This window comes from Terrimicrobium sacchariphilum (assembly GCF_001613545.1).
Classification (GTDB): domain Bacteria; phylum Verrucomicrobiota; class Verrucomicrobiia; order Chthoniobacterales; family Terrimicrobiaceae; genus Terrimicrobium; species Terrimicrobium sacchariphilum.
The window spans coordinates 2820373-2845229 of sequence record NZ_BDCO01000002.1 but is presented as its reverse complement, the minus strand read 5'-3'; the positions used below and the strand labels follow the sequence as shown (position 1 = coordinate 2845229).

Sequence of the window (24857 nt, the reverse complement as noted above, 5' to 3'; positions counted from 1 at the left end):
AATTCGCACAAACATTTATTTTTCTTGCGCAAAACGAAAGCAAATGAAAGTATGCGCCCAAGTTCCCCCGAAGTACCCGTTTCCATCTCCCCCATGAAACATCTCGTCGCAGTCGTATCGTCCCAGGCCGCCCCGGCTCATTCCCAACTCGCTTCCGAGGCGCTCCGCTCCGTGGGCGCGGCGATGGGGTATGAGGTCGCGGTGGAAATCCCCAACCAATCCGCGCCGCTCACCGCCGGCCAGATCGCTGCCGCCGAGGCGGTGATCCTCGCCTCGGATGCGAAAGTCGACGCCTCGCGCTTTGCGGGCAAGCAGGTCTACGGCACGCGGGTGAGCGAGGCCATTCGCGATACGCGGGCCATTCTGGAGGCCGCACTCCAGCTCGCCACCGTCCCGGCGGCCACGCCGGTTTCCACTTCCGTCGCCCCGTCCTCGCCTGCGACTCCACAGGAAGTGAAGAAGCTCGTCGCCATCACCTCCTGTCCCACGGGCATCGCCCATACCTTCATGGCGGCCGAGGCGCTGCAAAAGGCGGCCAAGGCGCTCGGCTACCAGATCAAGGTCGAGACGCAGGGTTCCGTCGGGGCCAAGAACACGCTCACCGCCGAGGATGTCGCCGCTGCCGATGCGGTGGTGATCGCGGCGGAAACGAAGGTCGATCTTTCGCGCTTCGCCGGGAAACCCATCTACTCGACCGGCACGAAGGAAGCCATCCACGCCGGGCAGAAGGTGCTCCAGACCGCGCTGGAACAGCCGAAGAGCGAATCCCTCGCCAGCTCGGTTGAGAAGCTGAAAGCCGAACGGTCCAAGTCGCGCACCGGCCCGTACAAGCACCTCATGACGGGCGTGTCCTACATGCTGCCCGTCGTCATCGCGGGCGGCCTGTCCATCGCGCTCGCCTTCGCCTTTGGCGGCATCTATGCGGGCAAGCAGGAGGGGACTCTCGCGGCGGCGCTCACCCTCATCGGCGGCGACGTGGCGTTTCATCTCTTCGTCGCGGTCTTCGCGGGATTTATTGCCTTTTCCATCGCCGACCGGCCTGGCATCACGCCCGGACTCATCGGCGGCATGCTGGCGCAGAACCTCGGCGCGGGCTTCCTCGGCGGCATCGCGGCGGGTTTCCTCGCGGGCTACCTGACGAAGTTCCTGGCCGAGAAGATCAAGCTCCCCGCCACGCTGGAGGGGCTGAAGCCCGTGCTCATCCTGCCCTTTCTCAGTTCCATCATCGTCGGCCTCGCCATGATCTATGTCATCGCGCCGCCCGTGCAGGTCATCCTCTCGGCCCTGACGATCTGGCTCCAGGGCATGCAGGGTGCGAATGCCATCCTGCTCGGCGTGATCCTCGGCGGCATGATGGCCTTTGACATGGGCGGGCCAGTCAATAAAGCCGCCTACACCTTTGCCGTTGGGCTGCTGGCCAGCAAGGTCTACGCGCCGATGGGCGCGGTGATCGTGGCAGGCATGACCCCGGCGCTCGGCGTGGCGGTGGCGGCGTGGCTGTTTCGCAATCGCTTCGATGTCGAGGAGCGCGAGGCGGCGGGACCGGCCTTCGTGCTCGGGCTGTCATTCATCACGGAAGGCGCGATTCCCTTTGCGGCGAAAGACCCGGTGCGCGTGATCCCGGCGCTCATCGCGGGTTCCGCCGTGGGCGGGGCGCTCGCGATGTGGAGCGGCGTGCTTTTCCTCGTGCCGCATGGAGGGATCTTTGCCGCCATCATTCCCGGTGCCGTGCAGCACCTGGGAGCCTTCTTCATCGCCCTGGTCGCCGGTACGCTGGTGACCGTGGCTGCGCTCTTCGTCGTCAAGAAACCCGTCGCCGCCCAGGCCTGAGGACCATCCCATGATCGAGCTGACGCCCAAGAACATCCAGCTCCACGCGCGAGCCGGGAACAAGGAAGAGGCCATCCGCGAGGCAGGCCGCCTGCTCGTCGAGCTGGGCTGCATCGACCCCGGCTACATCGAGAGCATGCTGGCCCGCGAGCAGCAGGCGAATACCTTTCTCGGCAACGGCATCGCCATTCCGCACGGGCTGCAAAAAGATCGCGAGTTGATCCATCGCACCGGAGTGGCGGTCGTGCAGGTGCCGCTCGGCGTCGAGTGGAACCCCGGCCAGGTCGTGCACGTCATCATCGGCATCGCGGCAAAATCCGACGAGCACATCGAGGTGCTGGCTGCGCTCACCGACGTGCTCGACAACGACTCCATGGCCGCCCGGCTCGCCCAGACCAGCAGCGCGGCAGAGATCATTCTCGGCCTCACGGCCCGCCAGCAGGCGGGGGCGGTGGTCGAGGAACTGGCGGGAGCGGATTTCATCGATGTCTTCGTCGCAGGCAAGGCCGGGCTGCACGCGCGGCCCGCCACGCATTTCGCGGAACTAGCCAATACTTTTGCCAGCACGATCCAGGTGCGATTCAAGGACAAGGCGGCCAATGGCAAGTCGATGGCTTCGCTGCTAAAGCTCGGTGTCCATGGCGGTGCGACGATCCGCCTGCTTGCCAGCGGACCGGATGCCCCGGAGGCTCTTCGTGCGCTCGCGGCGGCGGTGGCCGACGGACTGGGCGAGAATGAGGAGACCGAGGCGGCCATCATCCCGGCGGCGCATTGGGAACCGGGTGGCGAGATTCCTTCGCTGGAGGGCGTGTCGGGTGCGCCGGGAGTGGGCATCGGCCCGGTCTTTCATTATGGCGTCGAGCGGATCGAGACCTCGGAGGAATCGCGCGGCGCGGATGTGGAGTCGGCGACCTTGCGGCACGCGCTGGCCGATGCGGCGGCGGAGCTGCAGGCGATCCAGGCGGACGTTGAGCAGCGCAGCGGGAAAGGGCAGGCAGCCATCTTTCGCGCTCACCTCGCGCTGCTCAACGACGCCGAACTGCTCGACGAGGTTTACCTGAAAATCGACAGCGGCAAATCCGCCGCCTGGTCGTGGCAGCAGGCCATCGAGCGCCGCGTGGCGGAGTTTCGCCAGATCGAGAACGAACGGCTGGCCGAGCGTGCGGCGGACTGGAACGACGTGGGCCGCCGGGTTCTGCGGCTCCTTGTCGGGGTGAAAAACGAAGGGCCGGTATTGCCTTCCGCGCCGAGCATTTTGGTGGCCGAGGATCTCGCGCCCTCCGACACCGCGCGGCTCGATCCCGAGCTCATTCTCGCGATCTGCACGGCGGGCGGGGGACCGACCGCACACACGGCGATCATCGCCCGCTCGCTCGACATTCCCGCCATCGTCGGCCTCGGCGCGGCGGTGCACGACATCCCGGCCGGGACGGTTTGCATCGCGGATGGCGCCGCCGGGCGGCTCTACACCGCGCCGAGGACGGACGACCTGGAGTCCGCGCGGAAATTCCAGCAGACCCTGGCCGAGCGCAATGACGAGGCAAATGCCAGCCGGTTCGCCCCGGCGCTGATGCTCGACGGTCATCGCGTCGAGGTGGTGGCCAACATCGGGAAACTCTCCGAGGCGGCGGCTGCCGTGGAGGCGGGCGCGGAGGGCGTCGGGCTGATGCGTACGGAATTCCTCTTCCTCGATCGCGACGAACCCGCCTCGGAGGACGAGCAGACGGAGATTTACTGTGGCATGATCCGGGCGCTCAACGGCCTGCCGCTCATCCTGCGCACCCTCGACATCGGCGGCGACAAGCTCGCCTCCTACATCACGCTGCCCAAGGAGGAAAACCCCTTCCTCGGCGTGCGCGGCATCCGGCTCTGCCTCCAGCAGCCCGATCTTTTCCTCCCGCAGCTCCGCGCCATCTACCGCGCGGCATTGACTGGCCCGGTGCGCATCATGTTTCCCATGATCTCGACCCTCGAGGATCTGCGCGCTGCCAAGGAACTCGCCGAAACCGTGCGCGCCCAGGTCGGAGCGCCCCCGGTCGAGATCGGCATCATGATCGAGGTGCCGTCCAGCGTCATCATGGCGCCGGAGCTGGCCCGCGAGGTCGACTTCTTTTCCATCGGCACCAACGACCTCACGCAATACGCCCTCGCCATGGACCGGCTGCACCCGACCCTGGGCAAGAACGTCGACGGCCTGCACCCCGCCGTGCTGCGGCTCATCGACATGACCGTGCGGGCCGCGAAGGCCGCGGGCAAGTGGGTGGGGGTCTGCGGAGGCATTGCCGGGGAGCCTCTCGGCGCCGCCCTGCTCACGGGCCTCGGCGTGGAGGAACTCAGCATGAGCCTGCCCAGCGTGCCCGCCGTGAAGGCTCACCTGCGCAAGCTGCGCTTCACCGAGGCCCAGGACATGGCCCGCCTCGCCCTGGCCTGCGCAACCGCCGCCGAGGTGCGCAACCTGGGAAGATAATCTCATGAATCAAGCCGTTTTTGACTGCCTCTCCATCGCCCTCAATCCGGCGATCGACCACTCGCTTTCCATCCCGCATTTCGCGGCGGGAAAAGTCAATCGCGTCGCCGCCGAGGAGAGCCGGGCGGCGGGGAAGGGTGTGAATGTCGGCGTGGCTGTGGCCCGGGCGGGATTCCGCGTGGCCGTCTCCGGGTTCCTGGGCGAGGACAATGCGGGGTCGTTCGAGAGCCTCTTCCGCAAATACGCCGTGGTGGACGAGTGCGTGCGCATCGCCGGGTCCACGCGCACGGGGATCAAGATCACCGATCCCGCGAGCCAGACCACGACGGACATCAACTTTCCCGGCGCGGAGCCGACCGCCGCCAACGTGGCCGAGCTGCGGGAAAGAATCGCGAAGCTTGACGCCCGGTGGGCGGTGTTGGCCGGCAGTCTGCCGCCGGGCGTCCCGATTTCCATTTACGAGGAACTCACCGCCGACCTGATCCGGCGCGGTATACGGGTGGCAGTCGATACGAGCGACCGCCCGCTGCAGTTTGCCCTGGCGGCGAAGCCGAGCGTGATCAAGCCCAACATCCATGAGCTCGAGGCCATCACGGGCCGCGCCCTGAAGTCCCAGGCCGCCGTCTTGAGGACCGCGCGGGAACTCGTGGAGGGCGGGATCGAGTGCGTCATCGTCTCGATGGGCGCGGAGGGTGCTCTCTTTGTCACCGCCTCGGAGGCGCTGCTGGCTGTGCCGCCGCAACTGCTCATTCGCACCACCGTGGGCGCGGGCGACGCCATGGTCGCCGGTTGGATCACCGCCAGCCTGCGCGGTCTCGACCTGGAAAAGGCCGCCCGTCTCGCCACCGCCTTTTCGCTCACCGCGATCGACGTCAATCCGCGTCCCGAGCCTCGCAGCTATTTCCCCTGCATCCAGATCACCAAACTCTAACCTAAAAACACCCCCTATGTTCCCTCGCAATCCTGCCGTATATGCGGCTTTGTTCTCGTCTGTATTACCTATAACCGCGTTTACCCAGACCGCCAATAACACCCGTGGCCTCCCGGCGGAGGACCGTGACTTTCCCCGCGCCACTCCGGAGCCTGCCTCCGTCCCCTGGTGGCAGGGTGATTACGCCACCGGCGACTGGTTCGGCCTGCGGCCCAGGCTCAGTGATCACGGCTTGGATTTCTTCGCCTATTACAATGCCATCGTGGCGGGGAATCCCGTCGGCGGGCGAAACCAGTCGGCCTCGTATGCCGATGACTTCTACTTCGGCCTGAAGACCGACCTGGAAAAGCTCGTCGGCTGGCAGGGCGCGACCTTCACCATCACCGGGGTGAATCGCGACGGCAACAGCATCCAGGGCGCGCTGGGCAGCCAGTACGACCCGATGCAGCTCGTCGGCGGGCAGGCTATCTTTTTGTATGGGCTGTTCCTCGAGCAAAAGCTCCTCGACGACAAGCTCTCGATCAAGCTGGGCCGCCTCGGCGCGAGTGACGACTTTGCCACCTCGCCGCTGTATGGCTACTACCTGAACAACGGCATCGACGGCAACATCCGCGCGGTGCTTTTCAATACCCGCTTCTCGGCCTATCCCTTCGCCTCGTGGGGCGCCCGGCTGCGCATTGATCCCACGCCGGAGTTCAACGCCATGGTCGGCATCTACCAGGTCTCCAGCCGCATGTTCGACCGTGCCTATCACGGCGTCGACATGAGCATCCAGAGCGGCGACGGGTTCATGCTCATCGGCCAGGTGGGCTGGACGCCGGAGTTCTTCAAGCGCGAGGCTCCCGCGCCGGTCTCCGATGGCAAGGCCGTGGTGGCGGATAAAAAGGCGGTCGCCCCGGCGATCAGCACGACGGCAAAGGGGCTGCCGGGCCACTATTTCTTCGGCGGCTATTGGTCGTCGTGGGATTACCCGCAGTTTGGCCAGGCCTCGACCACGCCCGCCAGCTATGGGTTTTACCTGCACGGCGACCAGATGGTGTATCGCGAGAATCTCGACAGCGACCAGGGGCTGACGCTCTTCACCACGTTCACGCTGTCGCCGCAGCAGAATGTCGCGATCGTGCCCTTCCAGGTCAACGGCGGCGCGATCTACCAGGGGCTCATCCCGGGCCGCGACAACGACCGCACCATCCTCGGCGTGATCTACGGGCAGTTTAGTAATGACTACGCCAACAGCGTCTCCGCGCAGGGCGGCGGGTCGCCGAGCTATGAACTCGTCTTTGAGGCAGGCTACCGCGTGCAGCTCAACAAGTGGGCCTACATCCAGCCCGACGTGCAGTGGGTCATCCAGCCCGGCGGCACCGGCGACATCCCCAACGGCCTCGTCCTCGGCGCGCAATTCGGCGTGAAGTTTTAGGCAAAACGATTTCCCCCCAAACGCTCGTAGCGAGCACCCGGGCCCGGGCTTTCCCCAAAAGGACAAGCCCGGGCTCCGTGGCTTTCCTCCCCCACGGAGAAAGCGTCTCGCTTCAAGAGGCTAGCGAAATCAGGAGCCGCTGATCGTGGATCAGGCGGTGCCCCGGGTGTGGTGCAGACGGAGTACGACAATGGTCATCAGCCCGCCAGCGAGCAAAGCCCAGGTCGAAGGTTCCGGAACGGCGACGACGTTCGTGAAGGTGGCGTTAACTGTGCCGCCGCCGTCCCAATTAAGCTGGAACCCGGCAACAGCACTCAGATTTCCCGTGCCAGCAGCAAACAGAGTCAAGGGGACCACTGTTTGAGTGGATCCTACGCCGTTCGTTGTTAAGCTGTAAGTATTGATGACGTTGTAGTTCGTATCGTAGAAATATACGGAAGCTGGTAGATTGGGATTGGTGCCAGAGACACTAAACTGTAATCCAAACGTTATGTAAGACGACCAATTATAGGTCGTGTTCCATACCCCGTATATATTATCTCCGGTCGTGACCGGGGTATTAAATGTGAGCGTCGTTGCAGTTTGGGAATAAGGTGTTAACGACTGTGGGTCGACGGTAAATCCACTCGAGCCAAGGGATACCAAAACCTGGGCGGAACTCACGCAAGCGAAAGCAAGAAGGAAGGCGAGGGCAATCTTGGCGGACTTCATTTTAAGAAACTTTGATTTATGCTGCGGTTATTGGAGCGTGTACGGAATATTTTGGCTTAAAAGGGAGAAGCCCGAGGCAGTTCCCTTCTTCACTAGCGAAACTGTCGACCCGGCGGGAATTACAACCGAGTTGCTAATTGGAGTTCCCAAGGCCGATTTGCGCCAGTCTGTTCCGTCGAACCAGAAGGTGGAACTTATCCCATTCGACATGATCAATATGGTGTCCGAGACGTTTGCCGTTGCCCCGGATGCCCATCCCGGCAGAGAGGAAATCGCCGTGGAAGCGAGCGACGTATCAACTGGCCAGAATTGTGCAAGGAAGGTGGTTCCCGAGTTTTTTACAAAGGTCTTTCGGAGATTAGCCGGAACATCTCCCGTAACTGTCAAAGTGATGGGAGATGTTCCCAGCCGACTGTATTGAATCCCATAATAGGGTAATACCGGAGTTGAGGATGCGTCAGGATTTCCCAAGGCCGATTTTGTCCATCGGTTGGGAGTTACATCAGTCTTGTAAAAATAAGTGTTTGAAGCCCCGTTCACCACAAGGACGAGGGTGTCGGCGGTGGCGGCAGTTGCTCCCCCCAAAACTCCTGTGGACTCTGGCGTTCCGAAAAGTGATGCAAGGGTATCGCAATTCAGAATCCTGTAGGTATCTCCATTTGCGCCCGTGGCGATCCCGAGGGTAGTGAGATCTGCGACAGCTGAATCGGAGGCGGAAATGGTTGCGGTGGTGGCTGTGTTTTGGGTCGCGGTGGAAATGAGGAACATGTACCCTTCCGCCGCGCCGCTGGTAATGAGGAGGAGCTTGGGGGTGGCAGCGGTGGAGAGCTCTCCGGGGGTCCATCCGGACGAGGTGTCCGTGAAGGTCGTTGATGTCACGCTGGAGAATCTCCCGACCGATTTTCCGCTTAATGTAGCCGTCTCAAGCAAAGGCAGGGAAATGAGAGACATCTTTTTGACCGCTCCCGTCCCAGCCGTAATGGTGGTGCTGACCACTCCGGACGGAGCGACCGCGACCGATTGAGCGGGCAAATCGGCTAGCGGGGCGACGAGGGCGAGACCAATCGCTGCGCAGAGTGAAGGGTTGCTCATGGGGATCAAACCATTGATATATCGCTGAAACTCCGATGCGCAAGGCAATTTCGTTAGGCAGACGCGGTCTGCGCTAATGAATTTGGAACCTTGGCGCTCCCTGGAATGTGGGATGGAACGTGTTGGCATCGGGGGCAATGTTGCAAGGGGCTAGAGCCGGGTTTTCATGGTCTGCGGCCAGGGCTTCCTCAGGGCTTGACGACGCGGAGGCGCAGGAAGCGCTTGGTCGCGGCCTGGATCGGCTGGGTGTCATTCACGGTCACGGTGCCCGGGGCCGAGCCGCTGTGTGAGTAGATGGTGGTCCACGGCTCGCCGAGACCGTTTGCCGCCTCGACGATGTAGGTCACATCGGCGGCGGTGCCGGTGAAGGTGTAGGTGAGATACTCCTGGCCCGAGACGGTCGTCTGGCCGAGAGCGAGTCCCGCGTCGGCTGCGGAGTAGGCGGTATTAGGATCGAGACCCAGGGCGTATTTCATCAGGTTTGCCAGGCCATCGCCTGCCGGGTTGGCCGTCGGGGCGCGTGAGCCGGTGGCATCGGTGGTGCCAAAGTGCTGCTGCAGCCACGAGGACATGCCGGGCGCGGGGGTGATGGATGCGCTGGTTTCAGCCCAGGTCGAGATGCTGCCATCGTCGGCGGTAAGTCGCACGGTGTAGGTCCCGGGCTGGTTGAAACTCACTGTCGTCGAGGCTGCCGCCGGGTTGGCAAAGGTGGCGGCTGCGGAGGCCTGCGGGGCGCTCCATTGCAGCGTGACCGGCCCGGCGGTGCTGCTGGCTGTGCCCGTCACGGGCAGGGCGCTGCCGGTGGTGCCGGAGATGGGTCCGCTCACGCTGACGGCGGGGCCGATGCGGCTCGGAACGGCCTGGGCCAGATCGCGGATTTCATCGCCCGAGAGAGCGCGGTTGTAGACCCGCACCTCGTCGATGATGCCATTGAAGGTCTTCGTATCCCCGCTGTCATGGGCTCCGACGTAGAGGTTGCAGGCGGCGTTGCGGGCTACGCTGGTGGCGCCGGAGATGGTGAAAAACCGCTCCGGGTTGCCGTTCAGGTAGTACCTGACGTTGTCCGACGCCTGGGTGCCGTCAAAGACGAGCACGAGGTGGTTCCACTCATTCGTTCCGATCTGGGTCGCGCCGTAAAAGGTGGGCCGCGAGCCGTTCACGCTCACGTAGACGGTGTTCTTCCCGCCCGCTCCGCCGCGCAGCTTGATCTCGTAGACGATCGGGCTGTATTGGCCGTTGCTCTTGGAGACGACGGTGCGGTAGGTGGCGCTGTCGGTCTCCGAAACCTTTTGGTTGATCCAAAGCGACACCGTGAGCTGCTGCATGCCGTCGAGCGGCTTCGTCGCGGAGTCGGGAACGACCGCGTATTGCCCCGTCCCGGCGAAGGCCGCCGCGTTGCCGATGCGTCCGGAGCTGGACCAAAGGGCTCCTCCGGTGAAGGTGGCCTTGCCGCCGGGTGTCATGATGTCCGCCGCCGTGGTGCCGGTTCCCTCATCAAAGGGCAGGTAAAGAAGCAGGCTGCTGTCGACGGGACCGGTGACGGGCCGGTCGATGACGCGGACCGTGAAGTCGCGGTAGGCCGAGGCCACGCCGTCACTCGCGGTCAGGCGGACGACATATTCGCCGATGGCGGAGAACGAGGCTGCCGTCGCTGCCGAGGTCGGGCGCGAGAAGGTGACCGTGCCCGGGCCCGAGAGTTTCGTCCAGGCGAGGGAGAGAGCGCCGCTGCGTCCCGCCAGCGGCGTCACGGTCGTGTCGAGCAGCAGGCCCGCGCCGAGGGAAATGTACGCCGGGCTGGCCGTGGGCCGGTTGACCGCGATGTCGGGGCCGTCGGTGGTTTCCAGGACGATGTAAGGCCGCGCGTCGCCGTACGCATTGGCCGAGCCGACGGCGACGGTTTGCGGGGTGGCGGTAAAGAAGCGCAGGCTGAGCTTCTTGAGCGGATCATTGGCGAGCGTCTCGCGAACGTACGGAGTGACGTCGAACCTCAGGAGCGTGCCGGGTGTGTTCACCCCCGCGCCGGCGATCGTGGGCACGGTGGTGTTGTAGGAGGTGGGGCGTGTGTTGTACGTCATGCTCGCCGTCGAGACGTAGGCGAGGGCGGGATCATAGGTCCACGATCCGAAGGGAACCGTGAGCAGATCGAAATGGTCCGCATCCACCACCGTGATCACATAGGGTCCCGAGGAGGGCGCGCCCGTGCCGGTCAGGCCCGCGAGGGAAACCTGGATGCCGTTGGCAAAGCCATGGTTGGGGCAGGTAATACGAGACTTGCCGGAGCCGTTGCTGGCCGCCCCGGTGAAGGGCTGCGAGATGCCGCGATCGATCCACCCATCCTGCGCGTCGGCGATCAGATTGGCCTGGACGTTGGCGACGGTGCCGGACGTCGTGCCGCTCGTCACGTAGAGGTACAGGGTGGCGCGGACAAAGCTGTTGTTCCGCGCGAGGCCCGAAAGATCGTAGCGCTGGAAGGTCTCGTACTGGTTGGCGGCGACGCCGGAGATATAGCTGGCCTCGTCGGTGCCAAAGGACGTGGTGGGCCGGGCCTTGTCCGTGTACGTGGTCGCCTCGGGGTAGAGGACATTGGCGCTGTTGGACGTGACCGTGACGGAGTAGGTGCGGGCGGCGGTCTGGTTGATCTGGTCGGTCACACGGACGGCGAAGGCGTAGACGCCCGGCATGGCGGGAGTGCCGGAAATCACGCCCGTCGGGGAAAGTGCGAGCCCGGCGGGCAGGGTGCCGGAGTCGAGAGTCCAGGTGTATTGCGGCACGCCGGAGGTCGCGGAGAGCGTGAGGGAGACGGGAGTGTTCCAACTGAGCGGGGAAATCGCGGAGGTGGTGATCGCGACTGGTGACGGTGCGACATCGAGATTGACGACCTGGGTAATGCCGAGGCTGGCATTGTAAAAGGTCCCGCCGCCGGTGGTTTCGAGTCGGACGGCGCGCACCATGTAAATGGCACTGCCGGAGGTGGCCGACGCATCGGTGTACGTCGTGCCCGGCACCGGGACGGAGGTGAGCCGGGTGAACGGAGCACCCGCATGCGACGCGCGATAGATGTGGTACCCGATCACGCCCGCGTCGGGCGAGGCTGTCCAGGTGAGAACGGGCACGCCGCCGGTTTTGACCACGCTGAGCGCCGAGGGCGGTTCAAACATGAAGAGCCGCAGCGCGGGATCGCCCATGTGGTTCATGTAGAGCGAGCCGTGGTAGTCGCCGTTGTTCTGGTTATAAAACTTGTAGGTGTAGGTGCCTCCCAGGGTCCACCCACGGTTGTTGATGCTCTGGCGCATCATGTCGCCCGCGTCGAGGCCCATGCCCAGGCGATGGTAGATGTAGCGCAGGCCCCAGATGTTCCAGGTATAGCTGAGGGTGTAGCTGTCCTCGGCCAGCGCTTTTTGCATGAGGTTGGACCCCGAGGTGAGCAGGCTGGACTCGTACCAGTAGCCCCAATGGCTTTGCATGCCGGTCCAGAAAACCGCCCGTCCGCCGACGCCGCTGGCCGGACTGTTGCTGCCTTTGAAATAGAAAAGGTACGGGCCGTTTTGCGTGGTGTAGAGCTGATCGGCATCCTGCCCGCTTTTCACGACGGGCAGCATCGCGTTGGTGGTAAACTCCACATTGGCCATGCCGACGACGCCGGGCATGGATTGCAACTCGGCCTCGCGTTCGTTGGGGTACATCCAGCGGTCCGCCACGCGGCGACCGGGGCGGAAGTCCGCCGCAGCCGTCTTGTAGCGGTGGAGCTTGTTGAAATACGTCCGCAGCGCCTCGGTCTCGGTCTGGATGCCGAGGGAGAGGTCGATACGTCCAAAGCCCAGCTCCACGCGGCCGCCGCCGCCGACTTGCGAGATCTTCTCCTGGTCAAACTGGCCGTCGCCGGGAACATTCGCGGTGGCGCTGTAGGTCGGGTTGTCGTTGATATCGGTCCAGTCCGTGCCGATCACGCCATCCATGTCGGCGTAGAAGGCATCGGTGCCGTAGGGCGCTACGTTGCCGTGGCCATCGGCTCCGGCTCCGTCGTTGAGTCCGCTGCGGCAGACCGGCACCTTGCCGATGATGGCGAGATTTTTCAGCTCACCGGGGTAGGCGGTATTCACCGCCTGGATGGCGCTGCGAATGAGCAGGTGGCAGCTCGTCAGCGTGGCGTCCGCGCTGGCGGTGGCTCCGCTGCCGCCCGAGGAGGGCGTGATGGTGAGCGTCTCCCCGGCCGCGAAGGTGCCGGGCAGGACGGCGGAAATGCCGGTGATCGTGCCTGCGGGCGCAATGATCGAGCCGGTGATGGTCCCGCCAGCTCCGGAGATGGTCACGCGGTCGTTGTCGCGGTAGCCGGAGCCGCCGGAGGTGACGTTCACCTTTCGCCCCGTGCCGGAGTTGTCCACGGTCAGCACGGTGGCCGTCGCGCCGCCGGAGGTGGACATCAGCCCGAGGGGGTAAACGTAGCCGCCATCGCTGAAGCCGGTGCCGCCCGCGGTGACGGTGACCGAGGTGATGACGCCATTGGTCGTGTGGAGGACGCCCTGGGCTCGGGTGGTCCCGGTATCAAACGTCACCACATTGCCATCGGAGTATCCCGAGCCGCCGGTGACGACCTCGACCGAGGCCAGCGGCCCGCCGACTGCGGCGGTGAATGCCCCCATGCCAGAGCCTGCGGTGGTTCCCGAGATCGCGAGGGACTCGCCCGCGAGGAATCCCGCCTCGCTGGAGATAATATCGATGGAGAGGATCACCCCCTCGGCGTTCGTTAGCAGGGAGCCCTGGGCTTTTTTGCCGCTGCTCTTGCCCGTGATGGTGACGGCCTCTCCATTGATGTAGCCGAGGCCTGCGGGGTAGAGGCCCGCCTTGGTCAGCTTTCCCTGCTCGTCCACGGTATCCACCAGGATCACGCCCACGCCGGAGCCCGTCGTGTTGCCCGACATGATGAGACGTTCCCCCTGGAGGAACCCGGTCTGGCTGGAGCTGATGATGAGCCAGTAGATCGCATCCGACGAAAGGGTGTAGATGCTGGCCTGCGCGGTCCGGCCGCTGGTCACGCCGGTGAGCGTGACGCTCTCGCCCGAGGTATAGCCGGTGCCGCCAGCGCTGTCGGCGGGGTACTTGAGGACCTGCTGCGACAGATTCACATGACCGATGAGGGTGGCCCCCGTCCCGGTGTTGGAACCTCCCGAGACCGTGAGCGTCTCGTTGACGGAGAACCCTGCGCCGCCGCCGCCATTGGGGATGCTGATGGCGGTGATCGCGCCGCTCGAGGTGGTGATCTTGCCGCGCGCGATCCTGCCCGAGCCATTGGTCAGCCGGACGTAAGCGCCATTTGTATAGCCGGTTCCGCCGGAGTTCACCTTGAGAGTCAGGATCGTGCCATTGCCGAGGCCGGTGTAGTTTGCCGCGCGAGGCACTCCGATCTCATGCACCGTCCACCCGTCGGCCGCCAGATCGGCCCTGTACTGGGCAAACTCGGTCGGCAACGCGGCCGGGACGTCGGAGGCGACGAGCACGGCCATGCGGCCGCGCGACTGCGTGCCGTCCACCTTGATCCCGCAAAGGATGTAGCCGGTGGGGAGGATGTAGCTGAGCGAGGTGGCGGCTGTGTTGACGAAGCGATATTCGTAAAGCGTGCCGACAGTGACGGAGGCATCCGTCCACACGCTCTCCGCCGAGAGTGAAACGCCCGAGGCCACCGGCGTGCCCCAGTCCTGCGCGGAGGGCGACTTGCGATAGATGGTGAAGGTGCCCGGCGCGTAGGTCTTGATCCGGATCTGCGGCGGCGTCTCCTGCACGGTCGCCTCCAGCGGGATCGTCTCGATCGTGCCATCCTGGGCCGTTTGCAGGTGTGCCTGCGTGTAGGACCAGAGGGGATCGGATGTTGCGAGCAGGACCAGCAGAATGGCCCGGAGAAAAATACAGGGAGCTTTCATGGGGGCATGGCGGGGCAGGGCCCGGCCCGGGATACATCTGCCATGTCGCGATCATGCGTGTCAATCGTTTGATTAAATGATGTCCTCCACTCCCGCGCTGCGCGTTCACTGCTGCTCGATGTTCCTCACGGGGAGGCAGGATCTGGCGAGGGCCGGGCCTCTTTCCGGAGGGCAGGTGTGATTTTCCCGAGGTGCGGAAATGGCGCGAGTGCCCCCCGGCCCGCGCGGTCGGGGTCGGAAGCTCATCCCAAAAAGCGGCGCGTGATCTGCCCCGGCAGCCTCGTGAGAACGCCGGGTCGCACCTCCTGCGAGTGCGCCGACCGCTCCATGCCCGAAGCGCGGATTTTCCTCCTGCCGCCGTAAGGATGCTGGTGCACATCGGCGAGGGAGAAGCCGCCTCTTCGTCCCGCGGGAGGACGTCCCACCCGCCGGCGGCCTCCGCTTCCGGAGAGGGCGCCCGGGCGCGGGCGTTGGGGGGTGTTAGGAAAGCGAGTTAGCCTCCGCCGCAGAGGGATGGCTAACAGGGGCCGCGCAGCCTGCGCCGCCGATACCACAGCAGGCAACCCGCCAGCCCGGCCAGGACGAGGAACCCGCTCGCGGGCTCGGGTACGATCGAGACATTCGCGGGATCGGAGGAGAAGGGGAGGTTGATATTTTCCGCGGATTGAAAGTGCAACTCCGTCCAGCCATCCGTAAACGCGACGGTCGTGCTCGCGCCCGGGCTGCCGTGCAGGCCAAAGGTGAGCGAGAAAAGCACCGTGCCATCATCGAGCGTGTTGCCGGTGACGTTGTCGCTGCTCCATTGAAAGATCAGCCTGCCCGTCGGGATGAGGGAAAACGTCCCGTTCGTGATCTCGGGAATGCCAAAGTCGCCCGCGTGGACGTAATCCATCACCGTCGGCGTCCATTGGATCGTGCCCATTCCCTCTGTGATCTGCCAGAAGCCCACCGTGCGAAAAACCACCGTCACCTCGTCGCCCGCTGCGCCCGTCACGGCATCGCCGCGCAGGGTCAGCCCCGTCTGCGCCTGGGCAACCCCGAGCGACCCGAGCAGGCAGACGAGGGCGGCGAGGAGGTGCTGGGCGAGGTGTTTTCTCATGAGGTACGGGCGTATCGGGCGATACTCAGTGGCATCACTCCGGCCTCCGCGCAAGGGGAAGTGTGCGAATATCGCCCCGCAAGGACTCGCGCAACTGGTAATAGTTTGCACAACCAGCCGCCAGCCCGGCGCGTTGCGGAAATTTTCCTGTTTCGCCGACCATCGCGACGCGAGCGGCGGATTTCACCGCACATCCGCATCCACCCCGCCGGGGCCGCGCGATACCCGGCCATGGACCACACGACCGACAAGATTCACGTGATGCCCGAGGACGGGCGCTGGGACGTGGAGGATCAGGACGGCGCACTGCTCACCCGCGACTCCGACAAGGAGGCCGCCATCGCCCGCGCCAGGGACCTCGCCCGCGAGCGCGGCCTGCAAACGGTCGTCCTCCACGACGGTGACGGCGTGACGGAGGAGATCGTGGTGGAGACTTAGGTGCGTCGTAGCGTGGAGGATCGGGCGGAAACCCCGGCCCTCATCGTGCGGCGGCGGGCGAGGGGATGAACGCCCCGCTTAGGCGCTCGGAGATTTCCCAGAGCCGCGCGGAGGTTTCCACATCGAGCGCCGGGGCCGGGATCATCGCGCTGGCGGGTTCACCCCGGAGCTCGGCGAGCCCGGCGGGGCCGTAGTAGGCTCCTCCCGCTGCGTCGGGCGACGTAGCAGCATAGAGCGCGGGCAGCGCCCCGGCGGGTGCAGGCTGAAAGAGGAACCACAGCGCGGTGCGCATCAGACCGAAGAGGCTGCGCGGTCCGGAGGTGTTGTAAATGAGATTGGTGCGCGCGACGCCGGGATGCGCCGCGAGGCTCGTCACGCCCCAGCACCCGGCCTCGCTGCGGCGCTGCAGCTCGAGGGCAAACATCAGGCAGGCCAGCTTGGACTGGCTGTAGGCCTTCATCGGGCGATAGCTGCGCTCCGACTGGAGATCGCCAAAGGCGATGCGCCCCTGCCGCGCCGCGATGCTTGAGAGCGTGACCACCCGCGCCGTATTGCCTGCCGCCAGCAGCGGCATCAGCCAGAGCGTGAGGGCAAAGTGGCCGAGGTAGTTCGCGCCGAACTGCACCTCGTAGCCATCCTCCGTCACCTGCCGGGTCGGCGGGTTCATCACGGCGGCGTTGTTCACCAGCAGGTCGAGCCGGGCCCGGCCCGCCAGCAGACGCGCGGAAAAATCCGCCACCGACCGCAGGCTCGCCAGGTCGAGGAGTTCGAATCGCACCGCCGCCCGGGGCATCTCACGACGCAGCGCCGCGATCGCCGCCTCACCACGCTCCGCATTCCGGCTTGCGATGATGACCTCGGCCCCGGCTCCCGCCAGCGCACGCGCGATCTCGTACCCGATGCCGCCCGCTCCCGTGACGACCGCCGTGCGCCCCGCCTGCGACGGGATATCCGCCACGCTCCAGCCGCGCGCGACCTCTATCTTTGATGATTCCTTGCTCATGGTTTTCTTCTTTGTAATGACTGACTGCTCACTCAATAATATTGCAAAAAAAACTCAGGCCAGCACGCGCCAGAAGGTCTCAAATCCCGCCGTGCAGTGCTCCTCGGCGCGGGCGGGATCGCTGATCATCACATCCATCGTCGTCTCGGCCAGCGACGTGATGATGGGCCCGACGAAGCTCATGGGCGCGTCGCTCAGCCTTCCCTTGCCCCGCAGTTGCTCGATCAATGCCGCCGGGCGGGCGATGAGCTTTTGCGTGGCGGCGCGGGTTTGCGGCGTGATCTCGTCGGCGACACCCAGCACGGCGAGGGCACGGCGTTTGTCGGGATGCGCGGCGGCCCACTTCATCCAGCCCGACCACACATGGGCGGCCTGTTTGCGAAGCGCCGCCTTTTCCGGGAAGTCCGCCAGCGCGGCGGCCGTCATCTCGCCCTTCAGCTCCAGGTAAAGCTGGTTGAGCAGGTCGGTCTTTGTCTCAAAGTAGGTGAAGAGCGACCCGGTGGAAATCCCCGCCTCGCGGGCGATCGTCGCCGTCGGCGCGCTCAGGCCCTGCGCCACGATCACGCGCGTCGCCGCGTCCAGGATCGCCCTGCGCTTGTCATTGCTCTTCGGTCGCGCCATGAGTGGCAACCTAGGAATGACTGACTGATTAGTCAATTTAATATCCGCGCGATCCGCTTCCCGCCTGCCGTCTTTAAAAAAGCTCGCCCTGCGGCTTCGGTTTGGGCGGCGGGGCGGGGAGTGGGGGGATGATGGCGATCTCGCCCGAGGGGGTGAGGCGGCCCAGCAGCGGGAAGCGGTCGCGGCGGAAATACGCGGCCTGGTCCGGCGTGGCGGCGGTGGTGATGAGCTTCGCGAGGCGGTAGGTCTTGCCCGGGGGCGGGGCGGCGATGACAAAGAGCAGCCGGGCTCCCGCCGGGGCCGCGCACCACTGGAGTTCGCCGTCGTCCTCCGCCGTCTCGGAGACCTCTGTCACGTCCTCGCGCGTCTGGGCGAGTTCGCTGCCGGGTTCGCGCAGCCAATACCGCTTCAGCTTCTCCACCGTCGCGCTGCCCGCCCATTTGGGCCGGTAAAAATCCCCGCCGACGACCTCGAGTTCCAACTCCTGTCCGGCCCGCCACTCGGCGCTCACGGTGCGGTAGCGATTGCACATGCGCGCACTGTAGCAGAGCCCGCCGCCCTCCGCCACCGCGGGCGAGCCGGTGTTTTTTTCCTGCCCAGGACGGGGGAATTATGCTTGGCTCCGCGCTTAAGTGAACCCCGACGAGCCACGACCCCGCGAGGAATCGGAGGAGGAAGACTCCCCGTTATTCTTCCGCAACCGCCGAATAGTAAAGATCGGCGGTGGGATCGTCTTTGCCCTGCTCGCCCTGTGGCTCAATAGCCTGACCTCCGTGACGGGCAAACCGCACGCGCCCGCCGCTGCCCACGCTACGCCGACCTTCCTCGACGGCTTTGCGATCATCATGCTCCTGACCGTCGTCGCCATCGGCTTTGCCATCGCGGCCTTCCGTGGCAGCCTGCGCCTCGCGCCCGGCATCGTCGCCTTCCTCGTCCTCCTCGGCGCGGCGCTGGCGGTGTGTTATTATCGTTAAGCGGTTTTCAGGGAAACCGGTAGGATTCGCTGGGGCCTCGAGCCGGATTGCATTGCGCCCGATCCTCCGCTACCTTTCCGGGGATGCCAACGCCTGAGGCGCTTTTCGGAATGATCCTTTTCGGAGGGATCGGAATGGGCGCGTTCGTTTACGGCAAAAAGTCGGGTTCGTTGAAACCCGTGATCATCGGCATCGCGCTGATGGCCTACCCGTACTTCGTGGAAAGCAGCTTGCTCATTTTCCTCATCGGCGCGCTATTGACGGCTGCGCTCTTCGTGTTCCGCGATTGAGCGGATCGAGCATTGCTCCCGCTCCGCGAATGCCTTCGCCGCAGGGTTGGTGTGTCCCCGGTCGTGAGGCCTATCGGGCGCTTTCCTCCATCCTTTCGCAAAGCGCGAATCCGGCGGCGCTTTTCCTAAAGCTGGAAAACTAGCATGTGTTGCAACCCTTGCAGGGTTGTTAGCAGTTTTCCCCTTCGCTTAGAAAATGGAGATCGCAAATGACCCATGTTTCTGCTTATTTATCGCCCCATGGCATATAAGGAGAAATGCAAGTCTTGCGGGCGGTGTCCGCGAGCGAGGGAGGCGGGTCGCGCGGTGCTGGCGACGGTGTACCAGGAGGTGCTTTTTCAACCCGGGCGGCGGGACCCGTGGCAGCGCGAAGCCGCGCGGCTGGCGGCGCAGTACCTCGCCACGGGCCGCCCGGAGCACCGGCTGGCCTTTGCCCGGCACGTGGGCGGCATGCTCCACGCGGAGGCGGGGCGCGAATGACGGGCCGTTCGCCAAGGACGGCGGAGGAACAACTCCCGCGCTTCGTGCGCGACCTCCTCTCGGCTCCGCCCCGCGCGGGGCAGGGGGTGAATCTCTACCTCTTCCGCCTCGCCCGCGTGCTCCACGCCTACCGCACGGAGCGCGAGATCCTCGAGATGCTCCGCGCCTCCGTCGCCGGATGCGGGCGCGTGGTCGGGGAGCAGGAGATACAGCGTGCGGTGGAGAATTCCCGCCGGGTCGCGTGGCAGCCCGGCGCTGCGAATGCCCCCGCGCGTCCTGCTTCGTCCCTGTGGCCGCCGCCCGATCCCGAGCGACGCCGCGCCGTGCTGGCGCAGAATGACGGCTTCACCCTGACCGACCTGTGGGACTCCTCCCCGGTGCGCCTGGCCGATGACGAGCCGCAAGCCGAGGCCGTGGTCGACGCGCTCTTTCCCGGCGATCCGCTGCTGTGTTGCGGGCAGAGCAGCGCGGTCTTTGCCACGCGGCGGCGGTCCCGCTGGCGCGGCAGGCTGGCCGGGCTGGCGCTCATGGTGCCATCGCCCATGACGAGCCGCACCGGGCGCACCCGCGATGGCCGCGTGAGCCAGCACACGCTGGAAAATACCGGCCCGCGCCGCCACCTCATCATCGAGCAGGACGGCGGCACGCCCGACGAACAGGCCGCCATCCTCGCGCACCTCGGGCTTTTCGCCCCGCTCGCGCTCGTCGTCCACAGCGGCAGGCGGTCGCTCCACGGGTGGTTCCGCTGCGGGAGCGATCCCGAGCGCGAGGCCCGCGCCCTCATGCGCTACGCCTGCGTGCTCGGCGCGGATCGCGCCACCTGGACGCGGTCGCAATTTGTCCGCATCCCCGACGGCCTCCGCGACAACGGGCAGCGTCAATACGTCCTCTACCTCGACCCAACCCCCGACCTCAGCCTCAACCCGGAGGCTGCTTTGAACCCCGACGCCGCTTTGAACCCTGAGGCTTCTTTGAACCCCGAGGCTTCTTTGAACCCCGAGGCTTGTTCGAAAATGGACGCGGGCAGCGATAGCGCCGCCACCGTCCCTCCGGAGGTCAGCGCAGACGTGCGCCGCCACACCGGCACCCGCGCAACCCTCACCCCGGCGGCCCCGCCGGAACCCAACAGCGCCCGACCCCGCGACAACCAGCGGAGGCAATACACCCTCTATTCGTCCCAACCTCCAACCTCAGCCCCGACGCTATGAACCCACACGCCACCCTCGACCCCGCGCCGTCCTTCGCCGATAGCGAGCCGTCTCCCGCCGCGAATGTCGCCCGCGAGGCGGAGCTTCCTTCGCAGGCGGACCACCTCCCCGCGCCGTCTCCCAAGGTCAGCCGGAGGCGGTATGTCCACCATGAGCAAATAGCGACCCCGCGCAACGCGGAGCCGACCATTCCAACCCACCGCGCCACGTCTGAAAAACTGAACCACGGAAAACTCATCCTCTCCACCCACCAAACCCTAACACCACGACTCGACACCCTATGAACTTCGCCAAAAACTGGAGCCTCTTCTCCGACTACCTGAAATCCCAGCAAGCCTCCGACTCCGCCCGCGCCGCCGGGGAACCACCCGCCGAGCCCGTCCCCGAATTCCTGCGCGACGTGGCGCCCGCCGCACCCCTCGCGCCCGCGCCCGGCTCCATGGCACGCACCCTGCGCACCGTCCCCGCGCTCGGCTCGCTCGACATTCCCGAGCGCCAGCCCGTGCTCGGCGATTGGTTCATGGAGGGCGACCTCGGGTTCATCTACGCCCCGCGTGGATTAGGCAAGACGTGGTTCGCCCTCGGCATGGCCACGGCCATCACCAACGGCACCGCCTTTGGCCCCTGGCAGGCGGCGGCGCGGCGGAGCATCCTGTACGTCGACGGCGAGATGCCGTGCCAGGCGCTGCGGGCGCGGGTGAGCGGCATGGGGGCGGGCGAGGGCTTCGTCGTGCTCAACCACGAGGCGTACTTTCACCTCGAGGGCGGCGTGCTGAATTTCGCCAGCCCCACCGCCCAGCACGAACTCACGGAGCTCCTCCTCGCCCAGGGCATCACCATCGTCTTCCTCGACAACCTCTCGTGCCTCTTCTCCGGCATGAAGGAAAACGACGCCGACGACTGGGAATCCGTCCTCGGCTGGCTCCTCACCCTGCGCCGCCACCGCATCGCCGTGGTCGTCGTCCACCACTCGGGCCGCAACAAGGAAACCATGCGAGGCACCTCCCGCCGCGAGGACGCCGCCTTCTGGGTCATCCGGCTGGATGAGACCCTGCGGGGGGAAGTCAGCCGCAAGGGAACCACCTTCCGCTCGATGTTCACCAAGGATCGCAACAGCCGCACGGAACAGCCCAATATCGAGTGGACCTTCCACAGCTCGGAGGACGGTTCGATCACCATCCAGACCAAGCCCGCCAGCAGCCTCGACACCTTCCGCCAATGGGTCGCAGACGGCCTCACCAGCGCCGAGGATATCGCGCATGAAATGGGCCTGACCAAGGGAGCCATCTCCCGCCTGGCCAAGATCGGCATCGAGGCCGGGTGGCTCGTGAAGCGAGGTCGCGAATACGCCCTCCGCTAAGTCCGCAGGCGCTCCGGGTCGTTCAAAATCCTTCGTTCAGTTTTTTCTCTCTGGGGAGGGGGAAAAGCTGAACGAAGGTGAACGAAACGCTAAACGAGCCGGAAACGAAACGCGTTTTCCCTCTGGAATGAGCTAAACGAACCGAAAACGAACCATCTGAACGAAAGCGCTCTTTTGCGAAAGATTTGCCAGCCCCGTTATCTGAGTCTCTAAGCGAAGCCGTCTTTGATTTCTTGAACGCTCAGCCTCCCGTGATAGCGTCGCTAACGCATGAAGTCGTTCTTCCCCGGATTCTCGTGGGCGTTACCGACGCCATTTACGGACCCCCTTGGCTTTTGCCGCTTTGAGCAGGGGGATATTCTCTATAGCTCTCCCGATGGGTACAAGCCATGGGATGAGGCTGTCCAGCTCTTGCAATGGTCCATTCAGGTAAAGTCGCCGAGCCGGGCCATAGCGCCGCCGCTCAAGGAGGATGAGGGCAGCCAGTTCCTGCGCAACTGGACATCCCCCGTGACGTTCGAACTGACCCACTACCGGGAAGGCTCGCGAGTCGAGACGATCACCACAACCCAAGGGCGGTTATACAAATTTTTGCAAACGGGCGACTTTGCCCACCTTGATGCATCCAGCCCGGAGCCGCTCATTCCGTTGCTGGTGGCCGACGCGGCCAAGTGCCTCGAGCAGGTCGGGCGGGATGCCCTGCATTCGCTCTACGATGGCCTTAAAAAGCCTCACGCATTTCTCATGGCCTTCGATCCCTGCAATCAGGTCTCCAAGGCCAAGCTATCGCAAATTCGGCGCTGCCTCTCCCACTACCCGGACCTGCGCGAGCAAATCTTCAGCCCGCACGAGCTGGGGTTGAGTGATGCCAGCGCTTTTGTTCCCACGGTGTCTATTGCCGCCTTCGTGGTCGATACCGGAGGCACAGAGGCCATGCGGGATTGCCTAAAGAAGGTTCTCTATAAACCGAGCAAGACGGCGAAGGTCAGCCGCTTCAACCTTCGCGCCCACGGGCATTTCATTCCCTTCAAGGAAAAGGAGCAAAAGGAGGGACTCATCACCATCAGCTTCGCACATGGCAATTTCTATCGCTTTCGCGTGGATACCGGGAAAGCCAAGAGCACCGCTCCGGAGTTGCAGGACTTCTTTCAAATGCTGAGAGATGGAGATTGTCCCAACCACTTTTTCACCGAGCCGCCTACATCGTCCGGGCTGAGGTTAAAGATCAAAGACAACATCACACGGCACCGCGACCATCAAATCATCGGCTTGGCCAATGCGTGCTATGGCGCAGGGCTCTACAAGAGCGCTCATGAGAATCTCCAATGCTATTTTCTCCAAAATGACCCGACATCCATCGCGGTGGAGATACCGATCTGGCTGGACGCAGAGGAGTACGACGGCTACGAGGCCATCTTCCCTGAGGGTGGAGTGCTCACCGGCCACATCGATCTGCTGCGGTGCGAGGCGGATGGCACCATCTGGATTTGGGACTACAAGCCCAACGCCTACGCGGAACGCTACGCCGCCGGGCAGATTTACAGCTACGCCGTGATGCTGTCCGTGCGTACGGGCATCCCGCTCGAGAGATTCCGCTGCGGGTACTTCGACGAGAGCAATGCCTTTACCTTCGAGCCGTCTCTGGTCGCCTTGGAGCAGCCGATGGTGCAAAAGAATTTGTTCTGACCCTCCTGCCGCGCAGTCCTCGTTCGTTTCTTCGTTCAGCCCCCTAGGAGAGAATTTCCTGAACGAAGGTGAACGAAACGCTAAACGAGCCGGAAACGAAACGCGTTTTCCCTCGAGGATGAGCTGAACGAACCGGATCGGCGATTCCCGTGAAAAACAGAGAAAGCATCCCGGCTTCGTTCAGTTCGGTCTGAGGGCTGGGAGGAGGGTCCGCTCCCGATTTGCGGCTTGCGCCCGGCCAAGGGGCAGGGGAGCGCCGGGGCGAAGAAAGAACCGGAAGCCCGGCCTCATGGCTGCGAAAAGCAACCCCTCGGCATACGCCCCAGCGGGGGCTTCCGGTCGGCTGAGGTTTAGCGCGAGGACGGGCGCTAAGCAAGCGCGGCAAAATCGGCTTGGCATATGGCTCGGAAAATTGAGGCTTAGCGTGTGGATAAGTCTTTCATCGTGGGTATGGTGTTGTTCGTGGTGTGTGCACTCGCGCCGTATGCGGTGGGGCTCCTCCTTTTGGTGATCAAAGGCAAACGGTCGAAAGAGAGGTGGCCTGAGGATTTTAAGCTGCTGCGGGCGCCCGGGGAGACGCTGCGGCGGAAGATTTTTCAGATGGACGAGAATGTCCCGCAAAACGCTTTTCTCTTCGTTTTTGTGCCCTGGGTTATCGCTTGGCTGATTCTGTGGGGGCTACCGAAGCTCGGGAAGGTGTTCGTCTGGCCGTCCCTTATCCTCGCGGCCCTCGTCCTGATTGTGGGCCTCGTGGTGAGCTGCAGGTGGGTGTACGGGAGTTTTATCAAGCGGCGCGATTACCTCCTCGGCTACATGGGCGAGCGGGCGGTGGGGGAATGGCTCGCCACGCTGCCGCGCGAATACCGGGTCTTTCACGACGTGCCGGTGGATGAGGGCAAGGGGGCGTTCAACCTCGATCATGTCGTGGTCGGGCCGACGGGGCTCTTTGCCATCGAGACCAAGACGCGGCGCAAAGGGCGCGCGCGGGAGGGCTTCGCGGATCACAAGGTCTTCTACGACGGACGGCAACTCATCTGGCCCTGGGCGGAGGATACCTACGGCCTCCAGCAGGCCACGAACGAGGCGGAATGGCTCACCAAGTGGATTCGGCAAATGACCGGCCTCGACATCGCCGCCCGCCCCGTGCTCGCGCTCCCCGGCTGGTGGGTGGAAACCCGCACCCCCGGCCCTGTCGCCGTCCAGAACCCCAAAAACCTCCCCACCCACATCCTCGGCAAAGGCCTCTGCATCCTCGACCCCCAACAAGTCGACCTCATCGCCCGCCAGCTAGACTCCCGCTGCCGCGATGTGAAGGATTGAGGCTTTTTCCTAAAG

The 24857-nt window shown here is 64.6% G+C and carries 20 protein-coding genes; 13 read left to right on the top strand and 7 right to left on the bottom strand.

Going from position 1 to position 24857, the window contains the following annotated elements; genetic code table 11:
• The first annotated feature begins 93 nt into the window (after positions 1–93).
• From TSACC_RS22635 to TSACC_RS13280, 4 genes are read left to right on the top strand one after another with little or no spacing between them, the layout of a single operon-like run.
• Positions 94–1830 (top strand): PTS fructose-like transporter subunit IIB, encoded by a 1737-nt coding sequence (locus TSACC_RS22635; RefSeq protein ID WP_075079744.1) that lies wholly within the window; start codon positions 94–96, stop codon positions 1828–1830.
• A gap of 10 nt (positions 1831–1840) precedes the next feature.
• The gene (gene ptsP / locus TSACC_RS13290) at positions 1841–4297 is read left to right on the top strand and encodes a phosphoenolpyruvate--protein phosphotransferase (protein WP_075079743.1); all 2457 of its coding nucleotides are present in this window, start codon (positions 1841–1843) and stop codon (positions 4295–4297) included.
• 4 nt (positions 4298–4301) lie between these two features.
• Complete coding sequence (pfkB, locus tag TSACC_RS13285) at positions 4302–5228, top strand: 1-phosphofructokinase (protein ID WP_075079742.1); 927 nt, start codon at positions 4302–4304, stop codon at positions 5226–5228.
• Positions 5229–5244: 16 nt separating this feature from the next.
• Complete coding sequence (locus TSACC_RS13280) at positions 5245–6645, top strand: carbohydrate porin (RefSeq protein WP_075079741.1); 1401 nt, start codon at positions 5245–5247, stop codon at positions 6643–6645.
• A 150-nt stretch (positions 6646–6795) separates the two neighbouring features.
• On the opposite strand, the gene TSACC_RS13275 is transcribed toward TSACC_RS13280, so the two are convergent.
• From TSACC_RS13275 to TSACC_RS13260, 4 genes are all read right to left on the bottom strand, one after another.
• The gene (locus TSACC_RS13275; RefSeq protein ID WP_075079740.1) at positions 6796–7356 is read right to left on the bottom strand and encodes a PEP-CTERM sorting domain-containing protein; all 561 of its coding nucleotides are present in this window, start codon (positions 7354–7356) and stop codon (positions 6796–6798) included.
• A 27-nt stretch (positions 7357–7383) separates the two neighbouring features.
• Positions 7384–8448, bottom strand: a complete 1065-nt coding sequence (locus TSACC_RS21880; RefSeq protein ID WP_075079739.1) for a hypothetical protein — start codon at positions 8446–8448, stop codon at positions 7384–7386.
• 188 nt (positions 8449–8636) lie between these two features.
• On the bottom strand, positions 8637–14363 hold the full coding sequence (locus TSACC_RS13265; RefSeq protein ID WP_075079738.1) for a LamG-like jellyroll fold domain-containing protein: 5727 nt from the start codon (positions 14361–14363) through the stop codon (positions 8637–8639).
• Between the two features lie 517 nt (positions 14364–14880).
• Positions 14881–15462 (bottom strand): PEP-CTERM sorting domain-containing protein, encoded by a 582-nt coding sequence (locus tag TSACC_RS13260; protein WP_075079737.1) that lies wholly within the window; start codon positions 15460–15462, stop codon positions 14881–14883.
• 231 nt (positions 15463–15693) lie between these two features.
• On the opposite strand from TSACC_RS13260, the gene TSACC_RS13255 reads away from it, so the two are divergent.
• The gene (locus TSACC_RS13255) at positions 15694–15900 is read left to right on the top strand and encodes a DUF2188 domain-containing protein (RefSeq protein WP_075079736.1); all 207 of its coding nucleotides are present in this window, start codon (positions 15694–15696) and stop codon (positions 15898–15900) included.
• Between the two features lie 40 nt (positions 15901–15940).
• Here TSACC_RS13255 and TSACC_RS13250 read toward each other — a convergent pair whose 3' ends face one another.
• From TSACC_RS13250 to TSACC_RS13240, 3 genes are all read right to left on the bottom strand, one after another.
• Positions 15941–16903, bottom strand: a complete 963-nt coding sequence (locus TSACC_RS13250) for an SDR family oxidoreductase (RefSeq protein ID WP_075079735.1) — start codon at positions 16901–16903, stop codon at positions 15941–15943.
• Between the two features lie 54 nt (positions 16904–16957).
• Positions 16958–17524: a TetR/AcrR family transcriptional regulator gene (locus tag TSACC_RS13245; RefSeq protein WP_075079734.1), complete on the bottom strand. Its 567-nt coding sequence runs from the start codon at positions 17522–17524 to the stop codon at positions 16958–16960.
• 73 nt (positions 17525–17597) lie between these two features.
• Positions 17598–18056 (bottom strand): hypothetical protein, encoded by a 459-nt coding sequence (locus TSACC_RS13240; RefSeq protein WP_153811423.1) that lies wholly within the window; start codon positions 18054–18056, stop codon positions 17598–17600.
• A gap of 100 nt (positions 18057–18156) precedes the next feature.
• On the opposite strand from TSACC_RS13240, the gene TSACC_RS13235 reads away from it, so the two are divergent.
• The 8 genes from TSACC_RS13235 (at position 18157) to TSACC_RS13205 (ending at position 24842) form a co-directional block, all read left to right on the top strand.
• Positions 18157–18498 carry a hypothetical protein gene (locus TSACC_RS13235; RefSeq protein ID WP_075079732.1) on the top strand — a complete coding sequence of 114 codons (342 nt, stop codon included), beginning with the start codon at positions 18157–18159 and terminating at the stop codon, positions 18496–18498.
• A 134-nt stretch (positions 18499–18632) separates the two neighbouring features.
• Positions 18633–18788, top strand: a complete 156-nt coding sequence (locus TSACC_RS13230) for a hypothetical protein (protein ID WP_237763971.1) — start codon at positions 18633–18635, stop codon at positions 18786–18788.
• 216 nt (positions 18789–19004) lie between these two features.
• A complete protein-coding gene (locus TSACC_RS13225; protein WP_075079730.1) occupies positions 19005–19268 on the top strand; it encodes a hypothetical protein in 264 nt (87 codons plus the stop codon).
• 44 nt (positions 19269–19312) lie between these two features.
• Positions 19313–20476, top strand: a complete 1164-nt coding sequence (locus tag TSACC_RS13220) for a hypothetical protein (RefSeq protein WP_153811421.1) — start codon at positions 19313–19315, stop codon at positions 20474–20476.
• Complete coding sequence (locus tag TSACC_RS21875) at positions 20473–20760, top strand: hypothetical protein (protein WP_153811420.1); 288 nt, start codon at positions 20473–20475, stop codon at positions 20758–20760. The genes TSACC_RS13220 and TSACC_RS21875 overlap by 4 nt, the downstream gene beginning before the upstream one ends.
• Positions 20757–21836, top strand: a complete 1080-nt coding sequence (locus TSACC_RS13215) for an AAA family ATPase (RefSeq protein ID WP_075079728.1) — start codon at positions 20757–20759, stop codon at positions 21834–21836. Before TSACC_RS21875 ends, TSACC_RS13215 begins: the two co-directional genes overlap by 4 nt.
• Positions 21837–22106: 270 nt before the next feature.
• Positions 22107–23522: a PD-(D/E)XK nuclease family protein gene (locus tag TSACC_RS13210; protein WP_075079727.1), complete on the top strand. Its 1416-nt coding sequence runs from the start codon at positions 22107–22109 to the stop codon at positions 23520–23522.
• Between the two features lie 426 nt (positions 23523–23948).
• Positions 23949–24842, top strand: a complete 894-nt coding sequence (locus TSACC_RS13205; RefSeq protein WP_075079726.1) for a nuclease-related domain-containing protein — start codon at positions 23949–23951, stop codon at positions 24840–24842.
• Positions 24843–24857: the final 15 nt, after the last annotated feature.